Source organism: Marmoricola sp. URHB0036 (genome assembly GCF_000426045.1).
GTDB lineage: Bacteria > Actinomycetota > Actinomycetes > Propionibacteriales > Nocardioidaceae > Marmoricola.
This window is the reverse complement of sequence record NZ_AUEP01000013.1, coordinates 68,432-94,351: the sequence shown is the minus strand read 5'-3', so window position 1 is coordinate 94,351 and position 25,920 is coordinate 68,432. Positions and strand designations below refer to the sequence as shown.

The 25,920-nt window shown below is 70.6% G+C and carries 26 protein-coding genes and 1 pseudogene; 12 read left to right on the top strand and 15 right to left on the bottom strand.

The genetic code is table 11. The annotated features are described in order from the left end of the window. Window positions 1–112: 112 nt before the first annotated feature. Complete coding sequence (locus tag H976_RS0115695) at window positions 113–400, top strand: MerR family transcriptional regulator (protein WP_027862319.1); 288 nt, start codon at window positions 113–115, stop codon at window positions 398–400. Here H976_RS0115695 and H976_RS26685 read toward each other — a convergent pair. The 4 genes from H976_RS26685 to H976_RS30070 form a co-directional block, all read right to left on the bottom strand. Continuing rightward, window positions 397–876: a CinA family protein gene (locus H976_RS26685; RefSeq protein WP_036226777.1), complete on the bottom strand. Its 480-nt coding sequence runs from the start codon at window positions 874–876 to the stop codon at window positions 397–399. The two genes, H976_RS0115695 and H976_RS26685, sit on opposite strands and share 4 nt — an antisense overlap. Further along, entirely contained in the window at window positions 873–1,097 is a 225-nt protein-coding gene (locus tag H976_RS26680; RefSeq protein WP_036226776.1) for a hypothetical protein, read from the bottom strand. Before H976_RS26680 ends, H976_RS26685 begins: the two co-directional genes overlap by 4 nt. 90 nt (window positions 1,098–1,187) lie before the next feature. Then, on the bottom strand, window positions 1,188–2,141 hold the full coding sequence (gene ligD / locus H976_RS0115680) for a non-homologous end-joining DNA ligase (RefSeq protein WP_027862318.1): 954 nt from the start codon (window positions 2,139–2,141) through the stop codon (window positions 1,188–1,190). Between the two features lie 21 nt (window positions 2,142–2,162). Beyond that, window positions 2,163–2,309, bottom strand: coding sequence for a hypothetical protein (locus H976_RS30070; protein ID WP_155918304.1), 147 nt, complete (start codon window positions 2,307–2,309; stop codon window positions 2,163–2,165). A gap of 104 nt (window positions 2,310–2,413) precedes the next feature. Between H976_RS30070 and H976_RS0115670 the strand changes: the two genes are divergently transcribed. Beyond that, entirely contained in the window at window positions 2,414–3,133 is a 720-nt protein-coding gene (locus H976_RS0115670; protein WP_027862317.1) for a GAF domain-containing protein, read from the top strand. A gap of 15 nt (window positions 3,134–3,148) precedes the next feature. On the opposite strand, the gene H976_RS0115665 is transcribed toward H976_RS0115670, so the two are convergent. Further along, the gene (locus tag H976_RS0115665; RefSeq protein WP_027862316.1) at window positions 3,149–3,844 is read right to left on the bottom strand and encodes a GAF and ANTAR domain-containing protein; all 696 of its coding nucleotides are present in this window, start codon (window positions 3,842–3,844) and stop codon (window positions 3,149–3,151) included. Between the two features lie 209 nt (window positions 3,845–4,053). Between H976_RS0115665 and H976_RS30935 the strand changes: the two genes are divergently transcribed. The 4 genes from H976_RS30935 to H976_RS0115645 are packed head-to-tail and all read left to right on the top strand — an operon-like array spanning window position 4,054 to window position 6,219. Then, on the top strand, window positions 4,054–4,188 hold the full coding sequence (locus H976_RS30935) for a hypothetical protein (RefSeq protein WP_255337319.1): 135 nt from the start codon (window positions 4,054–4,056) through the stop codon (window positions 4,186–4,188). Between the two features lie 39 nt (window positions 4,189–4,227). Next, window positions 4,228–5,463 carry a cytochrome P450 gene (locus H976_RS26675; protein WP_051276899.1) on the top strand — a complete coding sequence of 412 codons (1,236 nt, stop codon included), beginning with the start codon at window positions 4,228–4,230 and terminating at the stop codon, window positions 5,461–5,463. Continuing rightward, window positions 5,460–5,864, top strand: a complete 405-nt coding sequence (locus H976_RS0115650; RefSeq protein ID WP_196804108.1) for a VOC family protein — start codon at window positions 5,460–5,462, stop codon at window positions 5,862–5,864. The genes H976_RS26675 and H976_RS0115650 overlap by 4 nt, the downstream gene beginning before the upstream one ends. 46 nt (window positions 5,865–5,910) lie before the next feature. Further along, window positions 5,911–6,219, top strand: a complete 309-nt coding sequence (locus tag H976_RS0115645; protein WP_231388960.1) for an ANTAR domain-containing protein — start codon at window positions 5,911–5,913, stop codon at window positions 6,217–6,219. 20 nt (window positions 6,220–6,239) lie between these two features. Here the strand turns inward: H976_RS0115645 and H976_RS0115640 are convergent, their stop codons facing one another. After that, on the bottom strand, window positions 6,240–6,647 hold the full coding sequence (locus tag H976_RS0115640) for a response regulator transcription factor (RefSeq protein WP_027862313.1): 408 nt from the start codon (window positions 6,645–6,647) through the stop codon (window positions 6,240–6,242). A gap of 194 nt (window positions 6,648–6,841) precedes the next feature. On the opposite strand from H976_RS0115640, the gene H976_RS26670 reads away from it, so the two are divergent. From H976_RS26670 to H976_RS0115620, 4 genes are read left to right on the top strand one after another with little or no spacing between them, the layout of a single operon-like run. After that, window positions 6,842–7,765 carry an ABC transporter ATP-binding protein gene (locus H976_RS26670; protein ID WP_036226773.1) on the top strand — a complete coding sequence of 308 codons (924 nt, stop codon included), beginning with the start codon at window positions 6,842–6,844 and terminating at the stop codon, window positions 7,763–7,765. Further along, the gene (locus H976_RS0115630; RefSeq protein WP_027862312.1) at window positions 7,762–8,451 is read left to right on the top strand and encodes an ABC transporter ATP-binding protein; all 690 of its coding nucleotides are present in this window, start codon (window positions 7,762–7,764) and stop codon (window positions 8,449–8,451) included. The genes H976_RS26670 and H976_RS0115630 overlap by 4 nt, the downstream gene beginning before the upstream one ends. A 12-nt stretch (window positions 8,452–8,463) precedes the next feature. Continuing rightward, complete coding sequence (locus H976_RS26665; RefSeq protein WP_051276898.1) at window positions 8,464–11,640, top strand: FtsX-like permease family protein; 3,177 nt, start codon at window positions 8,464–8,466, stop codon at window positions 11,638–11,640. Then, window positions 11,637–14,315 carry an ABC transporter permease gene (locus H976_RS0115620; protein ID WP_027862311.1) on the top strand — a complete coding sequence of 893 codons (2,679 nt, stop codon included), beginning with the start codon at window positions 11,637–11,639 and terminating at the stop codon, window positions 14,313–14,315. Before H976_RS26665 ends, H976_RS0115620 begins: the two co-directional genes overlap by 4 nt. A 17-nt stretch (window positions 14,316–14,332) precedes the next feature. On the opposite strand, the gene H976_RS26660 is transcribed toward H976_RS0115620, so the two are convergent. Both H976_RS26660 and H976_RS26655 read right to left on the bottom strand, forming a co-directional pair. Continuing rightward, entirely contained in the window at window positions 14,333–15,838 is a 1,506-nt protein-coding gene (locus H976_RS26660; protein WP_081682948.1) for an MFS transporter, read from the bottom strand. A 55-nt stretch (window positions 15,839–15,893) separates the two neighbouring features. Next, a complete protein-coding gene (locus H976_RS26655) occupies window positions 15,894–16,169 on the bottom strand; it encodes a hypothetical protein (RefSeq protein WP_036226767.1) in 276 nt (91 codons plus the stop codon). A 226-nt stretch (window positions 16,170–16,395) separates the two neighbouring features. Between H976_RS26655 and H976_RS0115605 the strand changes: the two genes are divergently transcribed. Further along, on the top strand, window positions 16,396–18,009 hold the full coding sequence (locus H976_RS0115605; RefSeq protein WP_231388959.1) for a DNA polymerase ligase N-terminal domain-containing protein: 1,614 nt from the start codon (window positions 16,396–16,398) through the stop codon (window positions 18,007–18,009). Window positions 18,010–18,024: 15 nt separating this feature from the next. On the opposite strand, the gene H976_RS0115600 is transcribed toward H976_RS0115605, so the two are convergent. Together H976_RS0115600 and H976_RS0115595 are read right to left on the bottom strand one after the other, a co-directional pair. After that, on the bottom strand, window positions 18,025–18,546 hold the full coding sequence (locus H976_RS0115600; RefSeq protein WP_051276896.1) for a hypothetical protein: 522 nt from the start codon (window positions 18,544–18,546) through the stop codon (window positions 18,025–18,027). Then, window positions 18,543–21,002, bottom strand: a complete 2,460-nt coding sequence (locus tag H976_RS0115595) for a molybdopterin oxidoreductase family protein (RefSeq protein WP_027862308.1) — start codon at window positions 21,000–21,002, stop codon at window positions 18,543–18,545. Before H976_RS0115595 ends, H976_RS0115600 begins: the two co-directional genes overlap by 4 nt. 290 nt (window positions 21,003–21,292) lie before the next feature. Here H976_RS0115595 and H976_RS0115590 point away from each other — a divergent pair, with 290 nt between their 5' ends. Then, window positions 21,293–21,739, top strand: a complete 447-nt coding sequence (locus H976_RS0115590; protein ID WP_027862307.1) for a DUF4383 domain-containing protein — start codon at window positions 21,293–21,295, stop codon at window positions 21,737–21,739. Window positions 21,740–21,776: 37 nt separating this feature from the next. Here H976_RS0115590 and H976_RS0115585 read toward each other — a convergent pair whose 3' ends face one another. The 5 genes and pseudogenes from H976_RS0115585 to H976_RS0115570 form a co-directional block, all read right to left on the bottom strand. Then, window positions 21,777–23,906 (bottom strand): xanthine dehydrogenase family protein molybdopterin-binding subunit, encoded by a 2,130-nt coding sequence (locus H976_RS0115585; RefSeq protein ID WP_036226763.1) that lies wholly within the window; start codon window positions 23,904–23,906, stop codon window positions 21,777–21,779. 5 nt (window positions 23,907–23,911) lie between these two features. Beyond that, window positions 23,912–24,688 carry a xanthine dehydrogenase family protein subunit M gene (locus H976_RS30930; protein ID WP_369759035.1) on the bottom strand — a complete coding sequence of 259 codons (777 nt, stop codon included), beginning with the start codon at window positions 24,686–24,688 and terminating at the stop codon, window positions 23,912–23,914. An 86-nt stretch (window positions 24,689–24,774) separates the two neighbouring features. Then, window positions 24,775–24,903: pseudogene (locus H976_RS31160) on the bottom strand (FAD binding domain-containing protein); the annotation flags it as partial. Then, window positions 24,900–25,403, bottom strand: a complete 504-nt coding sequence (locus H976_RS0115575; RefSeq protein WP_027862305.1) for a 2Fe-2S iron-sulfur cluster-binding protein — start codon at window positions 25,401–25,403, stop codon at window positions 24,900–24,902. The pseudogene H976_RS31160 and the gene H976_RS0115575, both read right to left, overlap by 4 nt. A gap of 218 nt (window positions 25,404–25,621) precedes the next feature. Then, window positions 25,622–25,855: a hypothetical protein gene (locus H976_RS0115570; RefSeq protein WP_027862304.1), complete on the bottom strand. Its 234-nt coding sequence runs from the start codon at window positions 25,853–25,855 to the stop codon at window positions 25,622–25,624. Between the last annotated feature and the right edge of the window lie 65 nt (window positions 25,856–25,920).

The following is a 25,920-nucleotide window of genomic DNA, read 5'->3' as shown; positions in this document are numbered from 1 at the left end:
GTCGATCGCCCCTGCGAGCGGGAGTCGACCTGTATTGGCAGTTTCAGGTTTCTTATAGCCCATGAGATAGTTTCCGTGCAAGGGAATCTGCCGACGAAGATGGGACGAGGTCGTGCCACAACGCCACGTGGGCCTGTTCGCCATTTCGGTGGCGGCCGAGATGCTGTCGACGCAGGTGCAGAACCTCCGGGTCTACGAACGCCACGGTCTCGTGGAACCGACCCGTACGCCCGGGGGCACCCGCCTCTACAGCCACGCCGACATCGAGAAGCTGGCGCGCGTCCGGGACCTGTTGGGCGAGGGCCTCAACCTGGCCGGGATCACGCGGGTGCTGGCGCTGGAGGCCGAGGTCGCTCGACTACGCACGGCCAACCGGCGGCTGCGCCAGGACCCGCGCTAGCGGTCGGGCTGGTCCCCCTCGAGGACGTCCTCCAGCAGGCCGAGGCTCGCGGACGCGACCCCGTGGAGCACCTCCTCCGGGTCACCGTCGAGCGCCAGCTCCCGGACCGTCGCCCCGGTCGGCGTCACGACCGCGAGGAACACGGTCCCGGGCGGCTTACCCTCGCTCGGTTCGGGGCCGCCGACACCGGTGGCCGAGACCACGACGTCGGCCCCGAGCAGCTTGCGCGCCCCCGAGGCCATCTGCTCGGCGCACTCGGCCGTGACGACGGGCCCCTCGGCCACTCCGAGCAGGTCGAACTTGACGCCCTCCTGGTAGGCGATCACCCCGCCCCGGAACCACTGCGCTGCGTCCGGGCCCTCACCGAGCCTCGTCGCGACGATCCCGCTGGTGAGCGACTCCGACGTCGCGATCGTGACGCCGCCGTCCGTCGCGAGCCGCGCGATCCGCTTGACCCGGGTGCCGTCGGCTGTCACGACTTGCCGGACGAGGCCTTCCCTCCCTTGCGGCCGGCCTTCTTCTTCTGGGCCGTGGTGCCACCCTGCGAGCTGTCGCCGCCCTTGCCGCTCTGCTCCCCACCGTGCTTGGAGGACTTCGGCGCGTTGGCGATCTTGGCGGCACGCTCCTTCGACATGCCCTTGTCCTTGAGCTTCTCGTACTGCTTCTCGTTCTTCACGTTGGCTGACTTGCTCGGCATGATCGATTCCTTTCTGGTCGGTCCTCCTCGTTGTACCCACCTGACGGGGGTTCTCCACCCAAGGTCCATGACGACCAGCGCGACCGGAGCTCAGCCGCTCTCCCGCACCACGTCGTCGGCGCTCTTGTCGTCGCGCAGGCCGAGGTAGCGCGGGTGCCGCAGCTGTCCCGCGGTCGTCCACTCGGTGAAGGCCACCTGGGCGACCAGCTCGGGCCGAGCCCAGTGGACACCCTTGCTCGGCAGCTTTCCCTTCGTGCACGGGGACTCGTCGACCTCGATGCTCGTCAGTCGATCGTGCAGCGCACGCAGCACCGCCTGGGAGAACCCGGTCCCGACCTTGCCGGCGTACACCAGGTCGTCGCCGTCGGCGGACCGGTCGTGGTAGGCGAGCAGCAGCGCACCGAGCGCGACACGGGAGCGCTCGGGATCGGTCCAGCCGACGACGACCAGCTCCTGACCGGCCTCGCACTTGAACTTCAGCCAGCTGTCGGTGCGTCCTGACGGGTACGTCGCGTCGCTGCGCTTCGCGATCAACCCCTCCCAGCCCTGCCGACAGATCTCGGCGAACCACCGCTCGCCGCCGTTGACGCGGTGCGGCGTCGAGCGCAGCGGCCGCTGCCACCGCAGCAGCGTTCGGAGGCGCCGCTTGCGTTCCAGCAGCGGCTCGTCCCTCAGGTCGCTCCCCTCGGCCTCGAGCACGTCGAAGACGTAGAACCAGATCGCCACCCCCGAGCGGCGCGCCTGCTCCGCGTTCGCGACGTGGATGCGGGGTTGCAACCGCGCGAAGCTGGTCCGTGGTCCCTCGAAGGCAACCACTTCTCCGTCGACGACGAACGCCTCCGCCGCCTGCTCGGCCAGCGCGTCGGCCACCTCCGGGAAGGCCGCCGAGACGTCCCGTCCCGAGCGCGAGTACAGGCGGACGCCGGAGGCGTCACGGACGGCCAGGACGCGCTGCCCGTCGAGCTTGCGCTCGTAGACCCAGCCGGGCTCCCAGAAACGGTCGTGGCACAAGGTGGCGAGGGCGGGCGTCGGTGCGGTCGGCATGCTGCGCGTAGCGGCGGTCGTCTAGCGAAGGGTGCTGTGGAGTGCGTGCATCCCCGCGCCACCGTGGTTGCTCTCGTCCCCGTGCGCCCAGGAGATGACCAGGAACACGACGAGCACGAGGAAGATCGCCCCGAGGACGGTGAGGGCCAGGCCGTGGCGGGTTTTCATACGCCCCCGGTACCCGACCGGGCCAAGGGCATGTCGCGCCGTACTCTTCCTGGACGTCGAGTCCGCCACGTATCGATAGCGCTCAAGTGGGTACAGGGGCGCACATGTCGGAACTCGAACCTGAGCTGCGGCCCGTTGCCGAGAGCCGAGAAGCCCTCGACTGGCTCTCGTCGTACGGTCAGGGACGCGACGTCGAGACCTCGCTTCTGGAGATGGGACGCGGCGTGCGTCAGATCGTCCCCGAGTGTGTCGCACTCAGCCTGTGCTACGCCGGGACGGACTACACGTTCACCCTCATCTCCGACAACCGCGAGGCAGCGCTGATCGACGCCCTGCAGTACGTCGACTCCGGGCCGTGCGAACGCGCGATGCGCACCGGCGAGACCACGGCGGTGACCAACCCGCTCGCCGAGGACCACTGGCAGCTGCTCGCCCGCGGCTGGAGCACCGCCGGGGTGGCGAGCAGCCTCTCCCTGCCGGTGCTGCACGAGGGTGGCCTGGTCGGTGGCGTCAATCTCTACGCCTCGACACCAACCGCCTTCGACGGACACCACGAGGACCTGGCGGCAGTGTGCGGAGCATGGGCGGGAGGCGCCGTGACCAACGCCGACCTGGACTTCACCAGTCGCATCCGGGCAGCGGCCACCCCGGCGCGGATGCGGGAGAAGACGGCGGTCGATGTGGCCAGTGGCCTGATCGCGGAGTACCTCGGCACCGACCTGGTCACAGCGGCGCAGCGGATCACGAACGGCGCCCAACGCGCCGGCGTCGCTGTTTCCGACCTGGCGCGGTTCATCCTGGACGCGCACGAGCGTCAGCTCTGAGCGACAGCGCGCCGTTCAGCGGCCGGAACGTACGTCGTCCTCGTGCTCCTCGATCATGTGCGCCGCGAGATCGCGCACCTTCACGTTCGAGGTCGAGGAGACCCGGGCCAGGAAGGCGAACGCAGCGTCCTGGTCGAGCTTGTAGGTGGCCATCACCATCCCGATGGCCTTGCCGATCACCTCGCGGCTATGCAAGGCATGGTTGAGGTTGGTGAGCTCGCGCACCTTGCCCAGGGCCAGTGCCGCCTGGGTAGCGAACAGGTCGGCGATGACCGGCGCCTCGTCGTCGATGTCCTCGGTGCTGGTCGAGTAGATGTTCAGGCCGCCCAGGGTGCCCTCGTCGTCGAGGTAGAGCTGGACCGCGAACTGCGACTTCAGCCCCAGCTCCACCGCGGCCGGGACGTAGCGAGGCCACCGCTGGTCGTGCCGGATGTGGGGCGCCTCGACCAGGTGGGCGCTGCGCAGGGTGTCCACGCACGGCCCCTCACCCAACCCGTACTGCAGGTCGTCGAGCTGCTTGACCAGCTCACCTGTCTGCGCCCGCGTCTCGATGTTGCCGCGCTCGTCGATGGTGGAGATGCCCACGTGCTCGAAGCCCGGCAGCGAGAGCTGCGCCGTGTGCACGATCGTCTCCAGCATCTCCTCGACGCTGGTTGACTGACCGACCCTGCGTGCAGCCTCGGACAGGGCCACACCGATGTCGCGGTTCATCACGCGCATCACCTTCGACACTCTCGGCTACGGAAGGAGCACAGAGAGCGTTCGCCACACGGGATCGCTGTGAGCCCACCAAGGAGAGCCGGGGTTTGACCCTCCCGGGGTAGTGCCCATCACGCTACACCGCGCCAGCCCTTCCGGCGCCGTAAGATCGACAGCCGGGCCGACCGGTTTCCCTCGCGATCGGTGGGTACCGAAGGCACATGACCACCACGCCGAGCGAACCGGTGCAGGAGCCCGACATCGCCCCTCGCGACCCCGACCCGGGCACGGAGGCCCCCGGTCCCGGCCCGGACGAGCCCGAGAGCGTCCCGGACCCTGACCTGGACACGCCGTAACGAACGCGCGACCACCCGCTGTCGTCCTCAGGAGACTTGATGATCGACCGTTCCGTCCTGCTCACCCGGCACGGATACCTGTTCACCGCGGCCCTGTCCGAGAAGGAGCGCCGTCGCCTGTACGAGTCCGCCGCTGTGGTCATCCCGTTCCTGGGCCGGCGCACGCTGCTCGTCTCGGGCGACACCGGCGTCGGCCTCTTCTACGACCAGGAGCGCATCGCGCGGCACCGGGCCGTGCCCGCCCCGATCGCCACCTCGCTGTTCGGCCCCGGGGCGGTTCACGGCCTCGACGACGAGGCGCACCGGCATCGCAAGGCGCTGTTCCTGCAGGCGCTCGGCGAGGAGGAGCTCGACCGGCTGACGGCGATCGCACGCCGACGCTGGCGTCGCGAGCTCGACCGGTGGCGCCAGGATGGCGTCGGCGAGGTGTACGCCGCAGCGGTGGTCGCCTTCGGTAGCAGCATCGTCGAGTGGGCCGGCATCGACGAGCCGGAGCCGGAAATGGCGCGCCACGCCCAGTGGCTGGCCGACATCGTCAACGGGTTCGGCGTGCTCGGACCGGCGTACGTCAAGGCCGTCGTTGCCCGGCGCCGGTCCGACGCCTGGGCCACTCGCCTCATCCGCCGGGCGAGGGCCTGTGGAGACGCGCCCTCGGGATCGTGGGTGGACCGGGTGGCGTCCTTCGTCGACGCCGACGGCCAGCCGCTGCCGGAACGCACCGCTGCGGTGGAACTGCTCAACATCCTGCGACCGACCGTGGCGGTCGCGTGGCTGGCCGCCTTCGCAGCGCTGGCTCTCGAGGAGCACGCCGACTGGCGGGTCCTGATCAGCGACGAGCGGCCATCAGACCGTCCGCTCCTGGCCGAGGCGTTCGCGCACGAGGTGCGTCGCTACTACCCGTTCGTCCCCGTGCTGGCCGGTCGGGCACGTCACGACTTCGAGTTCTCCGGGCAGCGCATGCGACGCGGGCAACGGGTCCTGCTGGACGTCTACGGCACCAACCACGGCACCGAGTGGGAGGACCCGTGGTCCTTCCTACCGGGACGGTTCCTGGACGTCGACCCGTGCGACATCCCGCACTTCATCCCTCAGGGCGGTGGTCCTCGCGAGACCGGGCACCGCTGCCCAGGTGAAGGGGTGGCCAATCGGCTGGTGGCTGTGGCGGTCTCCGAGCTCGCGAAGATCGACCCGGTCGAGCTCCCGCCCCAGGACCTCCAGTTCTCGATGCGTCGGATGCCGACCCGACCCGCCAGCGGCGTACGGATGTCGCCGTGAACGGGCGAGACGCGGCGACGGCCGAGGACGTCGGAGATCTCCACCTGGCCACCGTCGTCGTCAACGTGCTCGACATGGAGCGCGGGGTTGCCTTCTGGACCGCGGCGCTGGGCTACCAGCCGCGCGAGAGCCGGTTCGACCCCGAGTTCATGATGCTGCAGCATCCCGACGGGCGAAGGCTGCCGGTGTCGCTCCAGCTGACCGATCGCGAGCCCGCAGGCCCGGTCCGGGTGCACCTGGACCTCTACACCGACCATCGGGACGCCCACGTGGCACGGCTCGTGGGGCTGGGCGCCACCCGGGTCGACGACTGGCCCTACCCTCCAGACGCCGACTTCGTGGTGCTCAGGGACCCGGACGGCAACGAGTTCTGCGTGATCGACCACCACGCCCTGGAATGAGTCCCGATCTGGCGACGGCTCCCTCGGCTCGATAGAATCCGATGCCGTGACAAGCCAGGATCTCGTGGCCCGGCTGCGGGAGCTGAGCCAGGCAACCGGCCCCACTGAAGCTCCCAGCACGGGCACGCGCGCCCCCAGGTCACTCGAGGAGGCCACGCGGCACATCGAGAACCTCGAGACCGCTCTCGAGCGTCGTACGGTCATCGGCCAGGCCACCGGCTTGGTGATGGAACGCTTCGGGCTCTCCGCCGAGGTCGCCTTCGAGGTACTGCGACGGCTGTCGCAGGAGCAGAACCGCAAGCTCCACGACATCGCCGCGGAGCTGGTCTCCGACGGGCACGCGGAAGGTCTCTGAACGCCCTTCTGGGGTGGTGGTCAGGTGTCGGACGAGCGTCGCCACTCGAGCACGTCGCGCAGCTGGTCCAGGATCTCCGGGATCCCGGCTCCCTTGCGGATGTAGCCGTGGGCGCCCAGCTCGACCGCGGTCAACGCCGCGGCCGCCTCCGGGATGCCGGTGAGCATGACCACGGCCGACTCCGGGGAGCTCTCCCGGATCAGGGTCAGGGCCTGCAGCCCGTCCATGTCGGGCATGGAGATGTCGAGCAGCACCACGTGTGGTCGGTGGGCGCTCACGGCCTCGACGCCGGCCCGGCCGTCTGCTGCATCCGCGACGAGCGTGAACTCGTTGTCCCGGTCGAAGGCCAGGCGCAGCACGTCGCGAATGTCCTCGGAGTCGTCGATGACCACGACCCGGATCTGCGCATCAGCCGATGCCTGCTCCACGGCATTGCCTCCCCTTCGCCTGACGGTGACGGCTCAGGGTAGGAGGTGGTGGGCGCGCATCGATGCTTCCACGCCCGTCGTCCCACCGACTGACCCGTCCACTCGAAGGCGCGGCCACCCGCGCGAACTCGCAGTCGGCACCCGTGGATGTGGCTACGATCGCGTGAGGTGCAGCAACGGTCGAAGGAGAGCTCGTGTCGGGTCGGGGTGCCGAGCAGCCTGGGACCACGGATCGCGCACCGGCGTACGGGCACGACGCGCTCATCGTGTGCGACAACCTGCTGCGGATCTACCAGTCCGACCTGGTGGAGGTGCAGGCCCTCCAGGGGTTGGACCTCCTCGTGCACAAGGGTGAGATGGTCGCCATCGTCGGCGCCTCCGGGTCCGGCAAGTCGACGCTGCTCCAGGTCCTGGCCGGTGTCGACACGGCGACCGCCGGCCGAGCCCGGGTGGCGGGCCATGACCTGCTGGGCATGTCCCGCAGCGATCGGGTGCACTACCGCCGCCACGTGGTCGGCTTCGTGCGGCAGCAGGCCGCCCGCAACCTGGTGCCCTACCTGACCGCGAGCCAGGTCGTCGACCTGCCGATGAGCTTTGCCGGGGTGTCCCGCCGCGAGCGCCATCGCCGCACCGCCGAGCTGTTCGAGACCCTGGGCGTGGGCCACTGTGCGCAGCGAAGACCCCACCAGATGTCCGGCGGCGAGCAGCAGCGGGTCGCGATCTGCGTCGCGCTCGCCAACCAGCCGTTGGTACTGCTGACCGACGAGCCGACCGGTGAGCTGGACAGTGAGACGGCCCAGGAGGTGTTCGCCGCCCTGCGGACCGCCAACCGAGAGCTGGGCGCCGCCGTCGTCATCGTCACCCACGACGCCGGCGTCACGCACCAGGTCGCGCGGACCATCGCCATCCGGGACGGGCGCACGAGCAGCGAGGTGCTGCGCGGCCCCGGGGCGGAGAGTGGCTCCGCGATCGCCGAGGAGTACGCCGTGATGGACCGCGCGGGGCGGGTTCAGGTGCCCCAGGAGTTCCGGCAGGCGCTGGCCATGAAGGACCGGGTGCGCCTCGCCCTCGCGGAAGGCCACGTCGAGATCCGCCCCTCCCGCGATGAGGGCGAGTGAGGCCTGCTGGCGGGTCGCCGATGGTCTCGGCGCGTGGGCTCTCCCGCACCTACGTCTCCGGTCCGCAGACCGTCCTCGCCCTGCGCGAGGTGTCCTTCGACGTGGCAGCAGGCGAGATGGTGGCGCTGGTGGGCCGCTCCGGCTCGGGCAAGACGACCCTGCTCAACATGCTGGGTGGGCTCGATCGGCCTGACTCCGGAACCGTGCAGGTCGACGGGGTCGAGGTCACCGAGCTCGACGACGGCGGCCTGAGCGCCCTGAGGCGTGAGTCGGTGGCCTACGTGTTCCAGTCCTTCGGGCTGCTGCCGGCACTCACCGCGGCGGAGAACGTCGGCGTCCCGCTGCGCCTACGACGCACCCCCGTGGCCGAGCGCGAGGAGCGCGTCGCCCTGCTGCTCGACCTCGTCGGGCTCGGGGAGCACGCACTGCAACGGCCCTCGGAGCTGTCCGGCGGACAGCAGCAACGCGTGGCCATCGCCCGGGCGCTCGCGGGATCACCCCGGGTGCTGATCGCTGACGAGCCGACCGGCCAGCTCGATGCCGAGACCGGGTTGTCGGTGATCGCCCTGCTCCGCGGGATCGTCGAGTCCGAGGGCGTGACCGCGATCATCGCCACGCACGACGCGGTGATGGTCTCGCTCGCCGACCGGGTGCTCACGATCGCGGATGGCCGGGTCGACGCCTGAGATGGCCGGCTCGTGCTGAGGCTGGTCGTTCGTCGTGCCCTGGTCCAGAGCCGGATGCTCGCGGCGGTCGTCCTCGTGGTCGCGGTGGCGACCACCCTCGTGGGGGTCTGCTCGCTGTTGCTCAGCCAGACCGGGCCCAGGGCGTTCTCGGAGGAGATCCGGCGCTCGCAGGCGCAGGAGGTGGACGTCACTGCCTACGTGGTCGGTCTGAAGGCAGCTGACCTCCCCGCGGTCCGCGAGCAGGCGCGCGGCGCGGTCGAGCGCGTCCTGGCTCCGATGCATCCGTCGGTGTTCAGCCTGGCGAGCTCCCGGATGCGTCGGCTCGGTGACGGCAGCCAGCTCGGCTACCTGGCCACCAGTGACGACCCACCACGTCAGGCGAGGCTCACCGCGGGCCGGTGGCCGGTCGACGGCGGCCAGGGTGTCCTCGAGGCCGTTGCGCCCGAGGCAGCCCTGCACGCTCTCCACCTCCGCCTGGGAGACCGGGTCGACCTGGGCTCCGAGACCGGTCTGGACGCGGTCGACCGGCCGACCACGGTCGTCGTCGTGGGCACCTTCCAGCCGGTGTCGCGCGCCGCGTGGGCCAGCGACGCCCTGTCCGGTGCCGGGGTCGATCGCGCCTACAGTGACGGTTCGGTGACGGCCCCTGCGTTCGGCCCCTTCATCGTCGGACCCACCGCGTTCCTCGGCACCGGGGCGAACGTCGCGGGCCTGCGCGTGGACGCCCATCCGTCGCTCGTTACCGCGGACGAGAGCTCCCTACGCGCAGCAGCGACGTCGCTGGACAGCGCCTCCTCCCTGCTGTCCGCCGGGGTGGGCAGCTCGGCCCGCATCACGCGGGTGGCGTCCGAGCTGCCCGAGACGCTCGATCGAATCGACGGGCAGCAGTCCGCCACCCGCTCCGCCGTACTGGTCGTCCTGCTGCTCACCGTAGTCCTGGCGATCGCCGCCCTCGTGCTGGCCGGCCGGATCGTGGCGGACAGTCGCGCGGAGGAGCGCGAGCTCCTCTCCACCCTCGGCCTCGGGCCCCGGCAGCAGGCGACCGGTGCCCTGCTCGAAGCCGGGCTGCTGGCCGTGGCCGCGGCGGTTCTGGCCGTGCCCGCGGCAGCCGCAGCCCATTCCCTGGTCACGCACCTGCCCGACCTGAGGACCGCCGGACTGACCCAGGACCCGCACGTCACGTCGGGCCTGGTGGTGACCGTGCTCGGGGTGGCACTGCTGATGACGCTGGTGCTGGTGGTGGCACCGCTCCTCACCTGGGAGACGGGGCGGTTGCCGGCACGCCGACGCGCGCTGGCCCGGTCCAGTGTCGACGTCCTGCTGGCGGTCATGGTGGTCGGCAGCTGGTGGCAGCTGTTCAACCGGCCCGCGACGAACAGCGGGAGCGACGTCACCCTCACCCTGGCGCCCGCGGTGTGCCTGACCGCGGCCACCATCTTGGCGGTACGCCGGTTGCCGTCGCTGCTCGCGATGGGCGCGGCCGCGGCATCGCGATCTCGCGCCCTGCTCCCCCTCGCCCTGCATCCTGCTGCGCTTCGACTCAGTGCCGGCACTCCGCTGGTGCTGCTCTCCACGGCGTCGGCCGCCGCCGTCTTCGGCGTCGCGCTGCACGCAACCTGGCTGCACTCGCAGACCGACCAGGCCGACCTCCGCGCGGGGACGAACCTCTCGCTCACGTTCTTCTCACCGCCCACCGCCGGAGAGGCAGCGGCCGTGGACGCCGCGGCCTCCGGCACCGCCACGGCGCTCGGCGTCCCCCGTGCCTCGCCCGTCACGCGACGACCGGTGGCCCTGGGCCGCTACGTCGGCGATGTCGGTGACGAGCCGGAGCTGGTGGCGATCGACGCTCGTCACGCAGGCAGCCTGCTGCGCGGCCGTCTCGACGGTGGCCGGACCTGGACCGGGATCGGCCGACAGCTGGTGTCCGGCGGACCGCTGCGTGGCCCGCCGATGCCGACGAACACCGGCGGGGTACACCTCACCGGGACGACCTCGACCGGCGCGATGACGGTGGCACCGAGCGTGATCGTGCAGGACGGCGCCGGCTTCCGCAGCGTCCTGGATGCCGCGCCCGTGCGTCTCGACGGTGCGGATCATCCGTTGCGATGGTCCACCCCTCCCGCTGCCGGCCAGCGCATCGTCGCCGTACGGCTCAGCATCATCGGCGACGGAAGCCAGCCCGAGGGCGGCACTACGGCGGCCCGGGCCTGGGTGCGGATGCGGATCACCGGCTCGGGCACCGGTGACGACTCCCACTGGCGAGTCCGGCCCCTGGGGCGCGACAGCCCGGTGCGAGGCACGTCGATCTCAGTGGACCGCGCGGCAGGAGCAACGGTCCTGACCGCCACTGCCGGGCTGGACCTCTCCTACCTGGCGTACGCCGACGGCGACCTGCTCGCGACCGCCTTCGAACCGCCGTTGAACGTGCCGATCGCCGTCTCCCGGCGACTGTTGGACGCCATCGGCACCAAGATCGGGGGCGAGCTCACCGCGACCATCGACGACACCGCACTGCCTGTCCGGGTGGCGGCCGTCGTCCCGACCGTCCCCTCCGAGCCGGGACGCATCGCCGTCCTGGCCGACGTGGACACCCTGTCCCGTGCCCTGATCGCCGCCGGCCGTCTCGACCCTGCCGTGGACGCGGCCTGGGTGTCGGGCCCCTCCTCCGGGACAGCGGATGCCGTCGCGGCGCTTCGGCTCGGCGAGGTCACCAACCGAGCCACCGTGGCCGCCGATCTCACGCGTGGCCCGATGCAGGTCACGGTCCCCCTGGCCTACCTGATGCTGGTCGTCGCCTGCACCCTGCTGCTCCTCGTCGGCGCCGTGCTCGTGGTCAGTGCCGACCGACGACGGCGGGTGGCCGAGGTGGCCAGACTGCGCGCGCTCGGGCTCACCCGCCCGGGGGCACGACGGCTCCTGTTCGTCGAGCACAGCTCGCTGCTCGTCCCTCTCGTGCTGATCGGCATCCTGGTCGGTGGGCTGGGGGCAGTGGCCCTGGAGGAGAGCCTGATCCGGTCTGATCGCGGTACGTCGCCGGTCCCGCAGGCCGTGCTCACGTGGCCCTGGGCGACCGAGGCCGTGCTGGTGCTCGGTCTCGTGGTCGGGTGCCTGGTGGTCGCGGCACTGTCGGCCGCCTGGCAGGTGCGTCGCTCCGACACCACGGAGCGCCGGACGGGACGATGGACATGAGGCTCGAACGGCCCCGGCTGCACGGGCCGACCATCACCGGGCGGGTGCGCTCCGACCCGGGACCGCTGCTGCTCATCGGACTGGTGGTGGCGCTGACCACCGCGCTGACGTCGGCAGCGGTTCCGCTGATGGACAGCACCTCGGACCGCGCACTGGCCGAAGCCGCCAGGCAGGCCGGCCCGCGCGGAGCGGTGGTGGCGACCTTCCCGCGCGCGGACGTGGACTACGAGCAGCCCGCCCGCGACCCGCAGGCGGCGGATCGGCTGCGCGCCGATGCGACCGAGACGCAGCGGCAGCTGCCGCGCCGTTTGTCGGCCGTGCTCCGGCCCGGGATCGCCAGCCTGACCACCCCGTCGCTGCACGTCCTCGGCGGTGGCCCGGGACGCTACCTGACCCTTGCCTACCTCGACTCCCCCGCTGGTCCCCCCGACGTCCGCTACCTCGCCGGGAAGGCGCCGCAGGCAACGGTCGGCGCCGATCCGGGCGGCCCGGCCCCCTGGCCGGTCCAGATCGCCCTCTCGCAGGACGCGGCCTCGGCACTCCGGCTCCGACCTGGTGACCGGGTGTCGACCGAGGACGTGCAGGCCCGGCCGGTCGAGGCCCGGGTGAGTGGGATCTTCGTGGCGCGAGATCCCGACCAGGCCGTCTGGCGGACGATCCCCCAGCTGCTGCGTCCGGTCCGAGGCGTCTCCCAGGGGGTCCGGCTCGCCTCTGCGACCGCCCTGGTGTCAGCGGAGTCGTTGCCCGACCTGCGTCTCGCCGTACCCTCCGACGACCTGACCGAACGGATCTCTTTCAGCCCACGACCCACGCGGCTGCACTGGGACGAGTCGGCCGATGTCGTTCGAGCGGTGGGATCGCTCCAGGCCTCGTCCGGCGTGGCTCGCGGGCAGGTTGCCTGGGACAGCGGGCTCGACCGCGTGCTCCAGGAGGGCCGAGCCGAGGTCGCTGCCGCGCGTGGGCAGGCCCTCGTCCTGCTCGTCGGGCTGCTGGCCTGTGCGCTGCTGGTGCTGTGGCAGGCAGCCGAGCTCCTGGTCCGACGCCGAGCCGGATCCGTCGTGCTCAGCCGCGAACGTGGCGGGACCCTGCCCGAGATCTCGGGCGAGCTGTTCGTCGAGGTCGCGGTCTTCGCGACCCTCGGCGCCGCGGTGGGACTGGTCAGCACCCGGCTGGCTGTCGGAGACGCGGGATGGGCCCGCTGGACGCTGATCCCCCTGGCCGCGTCCCTGGCCGCGGCGATCACCGGCGCGGTGCTGGCCCGGCGAGCCACCGACCCACGTCGTACGCCGGCCAACCGCACCGCCCGGATCCGGCTGGCCCGTGCCCGACGACTGCGCCAGGTGCTCCTCGTGACTGCCGTGGTGGCCGGTGCCGTGCTCGCCTTCGTGGCCCTTCGACAACGCGGTGTCCTCGGGACGGACGCAGGCGGCGACGTCACGGCGGCCAGCGCTCCGGTGTGGTGGGCCGTGGCCGGCGCGCTGCTGGCCATCCGGTCCCTGCCCGCCGCAGCCCGGTTGCTGCTGAACGCGGCCCGGCGCGCGACGGGCGGAGTCGCCTTCTTCGTCGCTGCCAGGGTGCGGGACGCCAGCAGGCAGGTGCTGCCGCTCGTCGTCATCACGGTGACGGTCGCCCAGCTCGTCTTCGCGGTGGCCCTGGCCGAGACCGAGCAGCGCGGACAGGCCGCTGGTGCGTTGCTCAGCGTCGGTGGTGACGCCCGGGCCGTCGTGGCGCCCGATCCTTCCCTGGCCGACGCGGCAAGCAGGGTGGCAGCTGCCCCCGGCGTCAGGGCAGCCGTGGCTGGGCGGGTCCAGGACGACGTACGGGCCACCTCGCGTGAGCGCGCCGACACGGTGCGACTGGTGGTCGTCGATGCCCGTGCCTACCGACGGATGCTCGCGGTGAGCGCCTTGCCGGACGCGCCCCACCTCGGCCGACTGGTCAGTGGCGACGAGGATCGGGTGCCGGCTCTGCTCCTCGGAGGAGCTCCCGGGCTGCGGGACGGTCTCGTCGTCCGCGCGTCCGACGACGTGACGGTTCCCTTGCTGGTGGTCGGAACCGCGCCACGCGTGCAGGCGTCGACCGATCCGGTGGTCGTCGTGGACGCGAACAGGTACGCACGCGCCAAGGGCCTCGCCTCGCCGGACACCGTGTGGGCCGTCGGGCCAGGGGCCGCGGCTGCCGTGAAGGACGTGCTCGGCCGCAGCGGCACGATCACGTCGTACGCCGAGACCCTCGCCGCGCGACGCTCCGCCCCGCTCTCGGCGGGGCTGGTCCGCTTGGCCGTCGCGTCGGCCGCGCTGCTGCTGCTGTTCGCCGTGCTCGCAGTGCTGATGGTGGCTGCCAGTGAAGCCAGGCCGCGTGGTGAGTCGGTGGGACGGTTGCGTGCGCTCGGCGTACGCGATGGTCAGCTGTGGCGGGTCATGGCCGGTGAGCTGGCGACCCCGGTCGTGTTCGGCGCGCTGACCGGCCTCGTCCTGGGAGTCAGCTCCGTGCTGGCCATGTTCGGCCACCTGTCGCTCGAGCGGATCACCGGTCAGACAAACACTCCCGACGTGGCCCTGCCGCTGTGGGGACTCTGCGCGGCGGCCGTCCTCGCCGTCACCGTGCTCGTCCTCACCCAGGTCGAGTGGGTCCGGCTACGCCGGGTCGCGCTCGGCCAGCTCCTGCGCAGGTGACTCCGCGCCGTCGCCGATCAGCGACGGCGTCGCAGCGGACCGGGCACCAGGTCGTGGGCCTCGTCGTCCTCCACCCCTGGCCGCAGGTGGACAGCGGTGACAGGCGACTTCAGCCCGCGAGCACCGCTGTCCAGCCAGCTGTCGAGGTCGGGGGCATGCGGACGCGCACCGGAGACGGCCGGGATGACGATCGAGGCGACCAGCCCGGCGAGGGACAGCGTGAGCACCACCCATGCACCGAGATGCACCCCGCGGGCCGGTGACGACTGCTGCTGCGCGAGGTGGATGACCAGGGGGCCGACCGCGAACGTCGCGGTCAGCCGCAGCAGCTGGACGAGTGCGAAGGCCCGGGCCAGCAGCGCCGACCGGACGCCGAGCCCGGCCAGGAAGAGTCCCGGAGCCACCGTGGCTCCAGCTCCGAACCCGAGGAGCAGCGCTGCCCACGGGATGAGCGACGTGGATCCGGACTCGTCCAGCGCGAGCAGCAGCGCCGCCCCGCCGGTCAGCGCGAGCAAGCCGGCGTTGACGAGGTACGGCAGCAGGCTGGTGCGGAACAACGCCCCGAAGGCCACTGCCGCCGGCACCAGGCCGACCGGCATCGTCGCGAACAACCACCCGGCTTCGGTCGGGGACGCCCCGGCCACGTCGGTGAGGTAGAGCTGGGTCAGCTCCACCGCGGTCACGAAGGTGGCGCCGGCCACCATGGCGACCACCGTGCCGGTCACCGGCAGCTGGGTGGACAGCTCCCCGACCGGCATCAGGGGACGATCGCGGTGACCTTCGACGACGATCAGCCCGACCAGGGCAGCCAGGCCCACGACGAATGGTGCCCAGAACAGCCAGGAGCCCAGCGACGTGGCCCCCACCACTGACGTGGCCAGGAAGATCAGCACCGCACTGACCACGGTCAGGCCGAGCGCAGCCGCATCCACCGGCAGGTCGGGATCGACCGGGTCGAACATCGGGTAGCCCAGGTACGCCGCCACCAGGGCGACGGCACCGATCCCGGCGATGACCCACAGCAAGGCGCGCCACGACCCGGACCCCGCCACCACACCGCCGACGACCGGGCCGAGGGTGGTCGCCCCGAACAGACCGAGGTTGACGATCGCGGCCGACCACGGGATGCGGTCGACCCCGAACCTGGTGACCAACGGAGGCAGTGCGGAGATCATCATCAGCCCGGTACTGCCACCCTGGAGCACCCGACCGACCAGGAACATCGGCATCCACGGAGCCAGGGCCGTCAGCACGGAACCGACGACGAACGCCACGGCGTACCCGAGGAACAGCGGCCGCTGCACGTAACGCTGCGCCAGCTGCGCCGCCACCACGACTCCCACGGCGAAGGCCGCGTTGCTCAGGCCGTTGGCGACCTGCAACCACGTCAGGGAGGTGCCGAGGTCGTGCGTCATCGGCGTGCTCAGCGGGAGGAACGCGGTGCTGAGGACGAGGTCAGGGCACAGGCCGAACAGCACGATGACCACGGCCAGTGCATAGCTGCCCCGGAGACGCGCAATCACGCCCGGCCCGTACCCGACTGCCGGCGCCGCGAATCCCGAGGGGAGGGCGTTGGCCTCAGTCCTGGTCGGCGTAGAGCAGCGCGAACCGCTGCAGCACCTCGCTCTCGGGAGCCGCGATGGCCTCCGAGAGCGTGACCAGAAGTGCCCCGCAGAGCTCCGTCATGCCCATCACGAGCTCGACTGCTCCGGCGATCGGGTCCCCGTCGGCACGATCGGCGAGGTTCGAGCGAAGTCGCAGGACGTAGAGGTCGGACAGGGCATCGGGACTCTCGAGCCATGAGGTCATCAGCTCGATGGCATGGCGGACGCCGTCCGATGGTGACGTGGTCATGGCACCTCCTGTCTCACACCGGCGTCTCACACCGGCGGGGGTCTGGGCAGGCGGTCCCGGACGCCGCTTGGTTGGACGCCCGAGACCTCGGAACGCAGTCCTCGCGCGCGAACCTGCTCCTGGGCACTCAGTGCCCGCGCAGGGCATTGCCATGCTGTCGGTGCAGCCAGCAACCTGCTGGCCGACGTCGCGGAGGCGGTCGTCTCGGATGGGTACAGGTGCAGTCGTGGGCGACGCAGTACGGGAATCGCTGGGCCGGTATCGCGAGAAGCGCGACTTCGAGTCGACACCAGAGCCCTCCGGGGAGCGCACCGGTGCCGCGAGTACCGGCGAGCGACGCTTCGTCGTACAGCGTCACCGGGCCCGCAACCTGCACTACGACCTGCGCTTCGAGATCGACGGGGTACTGGTCTCCTGGGCCGTGCCCAAGGGACCCACCCTGGACCCGTCCGTACGACGGATGGCGGTCCACGTCGAGGACCATCCCGTGGAGTACGCCGACTTCGAGGGAGTGATCCCGAAGGGTGAGTACGGCGGCGGCGACGTCATCGTCTGGGACCGCGGCACCTGGGAGCCGCACGGCACCGACGACCCGATGGCAGCCGTCGCCGACGGGGAGCTGCACGCCGAGGTGCACGGCACCAAGCTGCACGGCCGACTGGTGCTGGTGCGCACCGAGCGGAAACCGGATGACCGGGACGACGGCAAGGAGCACTGGCTGTTGCTGCACAAGCACGACGACCACGCCGTCGAGGGATGGGACCCGGAGGACCATCCGCGCTCGGTGCTCAGCGGACGCACCAACGCCGAGGTCGAGGCTGACCCCGATCGGCGCTGGCACTCGGAGCTGCCGGCTGCCGAGGCGGCCGAGGAGGTCCGGTCCTCCTCGGACCTCGCCGACGAGGACGAGCTCGCCGGGCTCGAGGCTCTCGGCAAGGAGGGTGTCTGGCAGGTCTTCGGCCGGCAGCTCAAGGTCACGAACCTCGACAAGGTGCTGTTTCCCGGACGCGGAAGCGAGCACCCGATCACCAAGCGGGACTTCCTGCGCTACGTCGCACAGGTGGCGCCCGTGTCGGTGCCCTACCTCAAGGGACGAGCGCTGAACCTGCACCGCTACCCCGACGGGTCCGAGGGCAAGTCGTTCTGGCACAAGGAGGTGCCGGACCATGCTCCCGACTGGTTACCGCGGTGGGACAACCCGCTCGCTGGACCCGGCGAGACCCAGACCTACCTGGTCGCTGACGAGCCGGCCGCTCTGCTGTGGGCCGCCAACTTCGGGGCGCTGGAGTGGCACCCGTGGACCTCGCTGACCTCGGGGCCCGAGCGTCCGACCTACGCCCTGTTCGACATCGACCCGGGCGAGGACACCTCTTGGGAGGAGGTGCTCGTCCTGGCCCGGCTGCACCGCACCGCGTTCGAGAGGCTCGGCGTGCGGGCGCAACCCAAGGTCACCGGGCGACGCGGCATCCAGATCTGGGTCCCGATCCGTGCGGACCTCGAGTTCGACGAGACCCGGCGGTGGGTCGAGCAGGTGTCCCGCACGGTCGGAGCGGTCGTTCCCGAGCTCGTCAGCTGGAAGTGGCAGAAGCGCGAACGCGGTGGCCGGGCCCGGCTCGACTACACCCAGAACGCGATCAACAAGACCCTCGTCGCGCCGTACTCCACCCGGCCCGCGGCCGGGGCTCCGGTCAGCATGCCGATCGGCTGGCACGAGCTCGACGACCCCGAGCTGCGACCGGATCGCTGGACCATCCGTACGGCGCCGCAACGGATCGCGGAGACGGGTGACCTGTTCGCCGGGATGCTGGTGCACGACCAGGACCTCCCGACATTCGGGTGAGGCCCTTCGAGACCCTCAACCGGTGACCATGATCTGGGCAGCGGTCTCCTTGACCTTGGCGTTGGCCCACCGCAGCTGGCGCAGTGTCTCGGGGTGGCATTCCTGGGCGGTCGAGAGCAGCTCTCGATCCTTGAGGGCCTGCGCTGTCTGGGCGAGGACCTCCCAGTCCAGGGAGACCCCCGCAGCCATCCGGTGGACGCGCCTCAGGTCGGCCAGCAGCAACAGCGACGGTTCGTGGAAGCGGCCGGTCAGCTCGGCTCCCTTCTGCTTGACCCGTGCGAGCAGCGTGGGCTCGTCCTCGGACTCTGGGCTCAGATCGAGGTCGTAGTCGCGACCGACCTCAGCGAGGAGGCGTACGTGCTCCTGGGACCAGCGCGCGATGTCTCGTGCCACGTAGAAGATCTCGTGGTCGATCTTATGCTCGTCGGAGAGGTTGAGCAGGGCCCCGACTAGCTCGTTCTCGGAGCGGTGCAGCTCCTCGATGGCGGCTCCGACCTTGTTGCCGTGGAGGTTCCGCAGCGTCTGCGCGATCTTCATGCCTCGCCTCCCGATGGCGCGTGTTCCTCGTCGACCAGAGCAGAGTCGTCCCCGCGGGTGGCCGGCACTGACCCATGTGCCGGTCGAGAAGCTGTCGTCGAAGGGGCCGGAGCGACGGAGCCGTCGGACGGCCTCAGCCGGGTCGCGGCCGCAGCAGCAGTCTTGAAGATCGGCTGCTTCGAAGCCGGGTCCCAGTCGGTGAGGGTGAGCTCGTTCGCGGCACGGTTGTCACCGGATCCGTTTCCGGGTGCGGTGTCCCAGTAGCCGTAGTGGAAAGGCAGGAACAGGACACCGTCACGGATCCCGCTGACGCGCACGCGCGCGGTCACCTGGCCTCGTGGCGTCGAGACACGAAGCAGGTCACCCTCCGACCACCCGTGCGCTGCGGCATCGGCCACCGAGCATTCCACCCACACGTCCGCAGCGGCGGCCTGCAGCTGCGGCGCCCGACCGGTCTTGGTCCGGGTGTGGAAGTGGTAGAGCGTGCGACCGGTGATGAGCTGGAACGGATGCTCCTCGGTGGGCGGTTCGTGCAGGGGCAGGAACTCAGCGGCCTTGATGATGGCCTTGCCCGACGGGTTCAGGGCCTGGTACTCCGTCGGTTCCACCGGGGCTCCCGTGACCAGGTCGCGTCCGTAGCTCTCACAGTAGGTCGGCGCTGACCAGAATGCCCCGTTTACGTAGATGCGCTCGGTCCCCTCGGGGTGCTCCTCGGTGCAGGGCCACTGGATACCACTGCTGCCGCGCAGCTTGTCGTAGGTCAGCCCGGTGTAGTCACAGGGGCGCCCGCGAGAGCACTCCTTCCATCCCTCGAACGCAGCCTCTGGGGTCTTCCACTTGACCAGGGGTGCACCGTCCTTGTCGCGCAGGTCCAGGCGCTCGGCGTAGTCCAGCAGGATGTCGAGATCGGGTCGGGCCTCGCCCGGGGGATCCACTGCCTTCTCGGAGAGGTGCACGGTGCGGTCGGCATTGGTGAAGGTACCGGTCTTCTCCCCCCACGTCGCGGCCGGCAGCACGACATCCGCGAGCTGGGCAGTCTCGGAGAGGAAGATGTCCTGCACCACGAGGAACAGACGTTCCTGGGAGAGGATGCTGCGCATCCTGCGCAGCTCGGGCATCGACACGGCCGGGTTGGTGGCGGTCACGTAGAGGAAACGGATCGAGCCGTCCTCGACGTAGCGCATGATCTGCATCGCGTGCGTGGGTTCGCTGTAGTGCGGGATGTCGATCGGGTCGACGTTCCAGACCGCTGCCAGTTCCTGGACGTGGTCGTCGTTGGACCAGTTGCGGAAGCCGGGCAGGTCCCCGTCGGCCCCGGCCTCGCGAGTGTTCTGCGCCGAGGGTTGGCCATTCATCTGCAGCACGCCACATCCCGGCTGACCGAGCATGCCGCGGATGATGTGGATGTTGTTGACCTGCACGGCGGCTGCCGTGGCCTGGTGGGACTGGTAGAACCCCTGCAGCACGGTCGACATCAGTCGTCGCGAGGTGCCGATCAGCCGAGCGGCCTCGCGGACTTCGTCGGCCGGCACGTCGCACACCTCAGCGGCTCGTTCCACGGTGTAGCCCTGCACCAGCTTCTCCAGCTCGGAGAACCCCACGGCGTGGGCCTCGACGTAGTCGTGGTCGACCCAGTCGTGCTCGAGCAGCTCGTGCAGCAACGCGTTCATCAGCATCACGTTCGTCCCCGGCCGCGGGGCCAGGTGCACCGTCGCGTGCTCGGCGACCAGTGTTCGCCGCGGATCGACACACACAATCGCGGGCGGGCGTGGTCCGGCGAGCCGGTCCAGGATGCGCATCCACAGCACGGTCTGGGTCTCGGCCACGTTGTGGCCGTAGAGACAGATGACATCCGCGTGGTCGACGTCGGTGTAGGTGCCGGGCTGCCCGTCACAAGCGAACGACTCCTTCAGGGTGGCGGCCGCGGTGGCGGTGCAGAGGCGGGTGTTGCCGTCGACGTGGTTGGTGCCGATGCCGCCATGGGCGATGAGAGCCAGCGTGTAGTACTCCTCCAGGAACAGCTGGCCGGTCGTGTAGAACCCGATTGAGGACGGACCCCGCTCCTCCAGCAGCTCCCGGGTGCGATGCGCGACGGATTCCATGGCCGTCTCCCAGTCGGTCTCCACGAGCTCGCCGGCACGCCTGATCAGGGGCGTGCTGAGGCGATCCGGTGAGTGGTTGGCCTGCCAGCCGTACAGGTCCTTCGGGTCCAGCCGACCGTGGTTGACGCGATCCTCGGACCGCCCACGAACGCCGACGATTCGACCGCCCTTGACCGCGATGTCCATCGCGTCGCCGTTGGAGTGCAGCATCGAGGCCGACTGGACCCACCGGTCGACCTCGGCCGGACGAGTGCCCTCCGTCAGGTGGGAGTCCACCCGCATCGGCCAGCGCTCGCCCGGTCCGTACGGCGTCCTGGTGCCCCACGGCTCTGCGATCCGGTCCACCCGTGCCATCTGCCTCTCGCCTCTCAGCGTTCCGTGGAGGACGAGACGATCGGGAGTGCGCGTATCGAGGCGACGTCCCGCGTCCGCGTCCTCATCATTCGGCGTACCCGCCCGCACGACTTGCATGCCGACGCGCCGTCGTTCCTGGAAATGCCGGGCGCATTGCCCTCGCGCAACCGGGTACCGCTGCCGGACACCTCAGCGAAAGGAATGCCATGAGCGAGCGGGAGGACCGCCTGAAGGGAACAGAAGCGTTCCGGCCAGAGTCATCGAGTGGGGACAACCAGCACGCCAGGAGCGTGGCCCGTACCCAGGCCCACTGGGTCCGGCTGGCCGCGACCGCCGTCGGTGCGGTCTTCCTGCTGGTCGGCATCGCCGGCTTCATCCCCGGCATCACCACCAACTACGACGACCTGAGCTTCGCCGGCCACATGAGCTCGGCCGAGCTGCTCGGCGTCTTCCAGGTCTCGATCCTGCACAACATCGTGCACCTGCTGTTCGGCGTGGCAGGTCTCGCGCTGGCGCGGACAGCGCGCACGGCGACGCACTACCTCGTCTGGGGCGGGGTCATCTACCTGGTGCTGTGGTTCTACGGCCTCGCGATCGGCCACGACAGCAGCGCCAACTTCGTGCCCGTCAACGATGCCGACAACTGGCTGCACCTCGGTCTGGCCCTGGGCATGATCGGGCTGGGGCTGATCGGTCGCCGCTCCCAGATAGCGCCCGGCGAGCCGGTCGAGGCGTAGGACAGTCGGCCGCCCCGTGTCCGCGCCGGCCTCCTGGTCACGCGCGGACACTCTCCAGGAACCTGTCCGGGGTCAGGGGGATCGACCGATGGCGGATCCCGGTCGCGTGATGGGTGGCGTTGGCCACGGCCGCAGCGGTGCCGACGATGCCGATCTCGCCCACCCCGCGGGACCCCATCGGGGTGAACACCTCGTCGCTCTCCTCCAGCCACTCGGCCTCGACGTCGAGGACGTCGGCGTGACTGGCCACGTGGTAGGTCGCGAGGTCCTGCGTGACGACGTGACCGAAGCGCGGGTCGCGGTACGACGTCTCGAAGAGAGCGGCTGAGAGTCCCATGACGAGACCACCGAGGAACTGGGAACGGGCTGTGACCGGGTTGATCACCCGGCCGACGGAGTAGACACCGAGGAGCCGCGGCACCCTGACCTCACCGGTCCAGCGGTGGACCCGAGCTTCCGCGAAGACGGCGCCGAAGGAGTGGAACGCGTACTGCTCGGACGTCGGGTCGTCGGCCGGCGAGGCCGTCGTCTCGAGGCCGGGACGCGGCGAATCGCCGTGGTCCGCGCGGAAGCGCTGCGCGGCCGCGACGATCGTGGTTCCCCACGAGCTGGTCCCGGAGGAACCGCCGGCCACCGACGCCGGGGGCAGTCGCGTGTCGGCGATGGCCAGGTCGACGGCGCCGGTCTCCACGCCGAGCGCGTCTGCTGCGATCTGCGTGAGCGCGGTGCGGGCGCCGGTCCCGATGTCGACACAGCCGATGGCGACGGCGTACCGGCCACCGTCGAGTGCTCGCACGCGGGCGGCGTTGCCCGGCATCTTCATGGCGGGGTACGTGGCAGCGGCCACCCCGGTACCGACGCGCCATTCGCCTTCCGCGGTGACTCCGGCCTCGGCTGCCCGGGACTCCCAGCCGAACCTCTCGGCTCCGTGGTGCAGACAGTCCAGCAGCCGGCGCCTGTTGAAGGGCCGTCCGGTCTCCGGGTCGACCTCGGGTTCGTTGCGCTCGCGAAGCACGATCGGGTCGAGGCCGCACGCCACGGCGAGCTCGTCCATCGCCACCTCGTGCGCGAACATTCCGGGCATCTCACCAGGTGCTCGCATCCAGGAGGGGACCGCGACATCGAGCCGGGCGAGCCGGTGGCTGGTACGACGGTTCGGAGCGGCGTACATCATGCGAGTCGGGGAGGCGGTCTGCTCGGCGAACTCGCGGATCGCGGAGGTCTGCTCCTGGACGGCGTGCTCGATGGCGGTCAGGGTGCCGTCGGCCTTCGCTCCGAGCCGGAAGTGGGAGATCGTCGCGGTGCGGTAGCCGGTCAGCGCGAACATCTGCTGGCGAGTCACCGCGAGCTTGACCGGACGACCGCTGGTGGTGCGCGCCGCGAGCGCCGCAGCCATGACGTGGGCGTGCGCCTCCCCCTTGCTGCCGAAGCCGCCGCCGACGTACGGCGCCTGCACACGCACCTGATCCGGTTCCAGTCCGAGCATCGGGGCCAGCGCCTGGACGACGCCGTGCACGCCCTGGGTCGAGTCGAACATGGAGAGGACTGGTCGTCCCTCCTCCTCTCCCCACCAGGCCAGCGTGGCGTGCGGCTCGAGCGGGTTGTTGTACTCGTAGGGCGTCCGGTACGTCTGATCGACGATCACCTCCGCCTCTGCCAGCGCGGCGTCGACATCCCCGTCGTCGGTGTCGGTCTCCATGTCCGGGTTCACCGAGTCGGGCCGGTAGGTCGCGTTGTCCTCGCGCAGCTCCGCCTCGTGGGGTGTGACGTCGTACTCCACGTCGACCAGGGTGGCCCCTTCCCGCGCGGCCTCGGGCGTCTCGGCTAGGACCAGCGCGATGATCTGTCCCCGGAATCCGACCGCCGCATCCTGGAGGATCGCCAGCTCTGCGTTGTCGGTGTCCTCGAGGCGCGGGGCGTTGGTGTGGTCGATGACGTCCACGACTCCTGGATGGGAACGGGCGCGCTCGGCGGTGATTCGGCGGACCCGACCCTTGGCGATCGTCGACTGCACCAGCCACATGTGCAGGGCCTCGCCCGCGTCGTCATCGGCACGCTGCTCGGCGGCGTACCTGGCGCGCCCGGTCACCTTCTCGACGCCGTCCACACGACGCAGGTCGGTCCCGATCGACCTGACCGGCACGGGTCGGGTTGCCTGTTCGGTCATCGGCCCTACCCAGCCAGCTCGAGCAGCGTGTGCACGGTGGTGTTGCGCACCAGGTCGAGCTTGTAGGCGCTCTGCTCGCTCGCGGTCGCGGCCTCCAGCTCCTCGTCCACGGCGGCGGCGAGGGACTCGACGTCCAGCCGCCGGCCCACCATGGCTCGTTCGGCCCGTTCAGCGCGCCAGGGCTTGTGCGCGACCCCTCCCCACGCGATCCGCAGGTCCCGGACCACACCGTCCTCGAGGTGCACCGCCGCCGCGACCGACACCAGGGCGAAGGCGAACGACGCGCGGTCGCGCACCTTGCGGTACGTCGATCGTGCGGATGCAGGCAGGAACGGAAGCTCGAGCTCGAGGATCAGCTCGTCGGGAGCCAGTGTCGTGTCACGCTCCGGCTCGTCCCCCGGGAGCCGGTGCAGCTCGGCGTACGGCACTCGACGTTCGCCGCCGGGTCCCAGGACGACGACCGTGGGCTCGAGGGTCGCGAGCGCGACGGCGAGATCCGAGGGGTGGGTGGTGACACAGGCATCGCTCGCCCCGAGGACCGCGTTGTAGCGGCCGTAGCCCTCGCGGGCCGGGCAGCCGGTACCGGGGTCTCGCTTGTTGCAGGGGGCGGTGACGTCCTGGAAGTAGACGCAGCGAGTCCGCTGCAGCAGGTTCCCGGCCGTCGTGGCCTGGTTACGGATCTGACCGGAAGCACCGGCCAGCAGCGCCCGGGCGACGAGAGGGAACGACGAGCGGACGACCGGATGGGCAGCGAGGTCGCTGTTGCGGACGTTGGCGCCGATGCAGAGAGCCCGGTGCCACGGGCGTCGTCGTACTCGGTGATCTCGTCCAGGAGAAGACGGCTGATGTCGACCAGCACCTCCGGGGAGGTGATCCCGAGCTTGAGATGATCGACCAGATTGGTGCCGCCCCCGAGGAACCGCGAGTTCGGGTGGCCGGCCACGAGCTCGACGGCATCCTGGGCGCTCTGTGCCCGCAGGTACTCCACGGTTTTCATGCCTGGGCCGCTTGCCGTACGGCAGCCAGGATCCCGGCATAGGCACCGCAGCGACAGAGATTGCCGCTCATCCGTTCCCTGATCTCATCGTCGGTCAGGTCGACGCCGCCCTCGAGGTCCTCGCTGACATGGCTCGGGTGGCCGTTCTTTGCCTCCTCGATCATGCCCACCGCCGAGCACACCTGGCCGGGCGTGCAGTAGCCGCACTGATAACCGTCGTGGTCGAGGAACGCCTGTTGGACGGGGTGGAGGCCGTCGCGCGCCAAGCCGCCGGCGGTGACGACGTCCGCACCGTCATGCGCGACGGCGAGAGCCAGGCAAGTCAGCTGGCGACGTCCGTCCAGCAGCACCGTGCACGAACCGCACTGGCCGTGGTCACAGCCCTTCTTCGGCTCGGTGATGCCGAGCCGTTCCCTCAGTGCATCGAGCAAGGTGGTCCTGGTGTCGACCGTCACCGACTGCCTGGTGCCGTCCACGGTGAGGGTGATCTCGGGATCCATCTCCCGCTGGTACCCACGACGTGGAACGCCTATCGCGGTGGATGGCCCCGACCCGCCTCTTTCGACGTCCGGGGCCGGAGTCGGGGATCAGGTGTGGCGGTCACCCTCACCCCGACGCTGGGCCCGTCCCGCCGCGTCGTGGCGAAGGCGGCGGGACTTGTTGCCGCTTCCGGCAATACCCACTTGCGCCCCGGACATGCCCCGGCCTCGTGAGCGTCCTAGCCCGCGAGGCGCTGCCGCAACAGGTCCTTGCCCTGCTCGGCACCCTTGCGGCTGTCGGCCTGCGCCTTGCGGAAGAACTCCGCGAGGTCGTTGTCGCCGTCACGATCGGCATCCTCGATGTAGGACTCCAGCCGCAGGGCGTTGCTCAGGCACGCCTCGGTGAACCAGATCAGGTTGTAGTCCTTGTCCTTCGTGCCGGTCTTCTCGCCGGTTTCCGTCGTGCTGGTCATCGCTGCGCATCCTTTCTCTCGGTCCGCCGACGCCGACGCCGTACCCGCCCTCGTCGGACAGATTC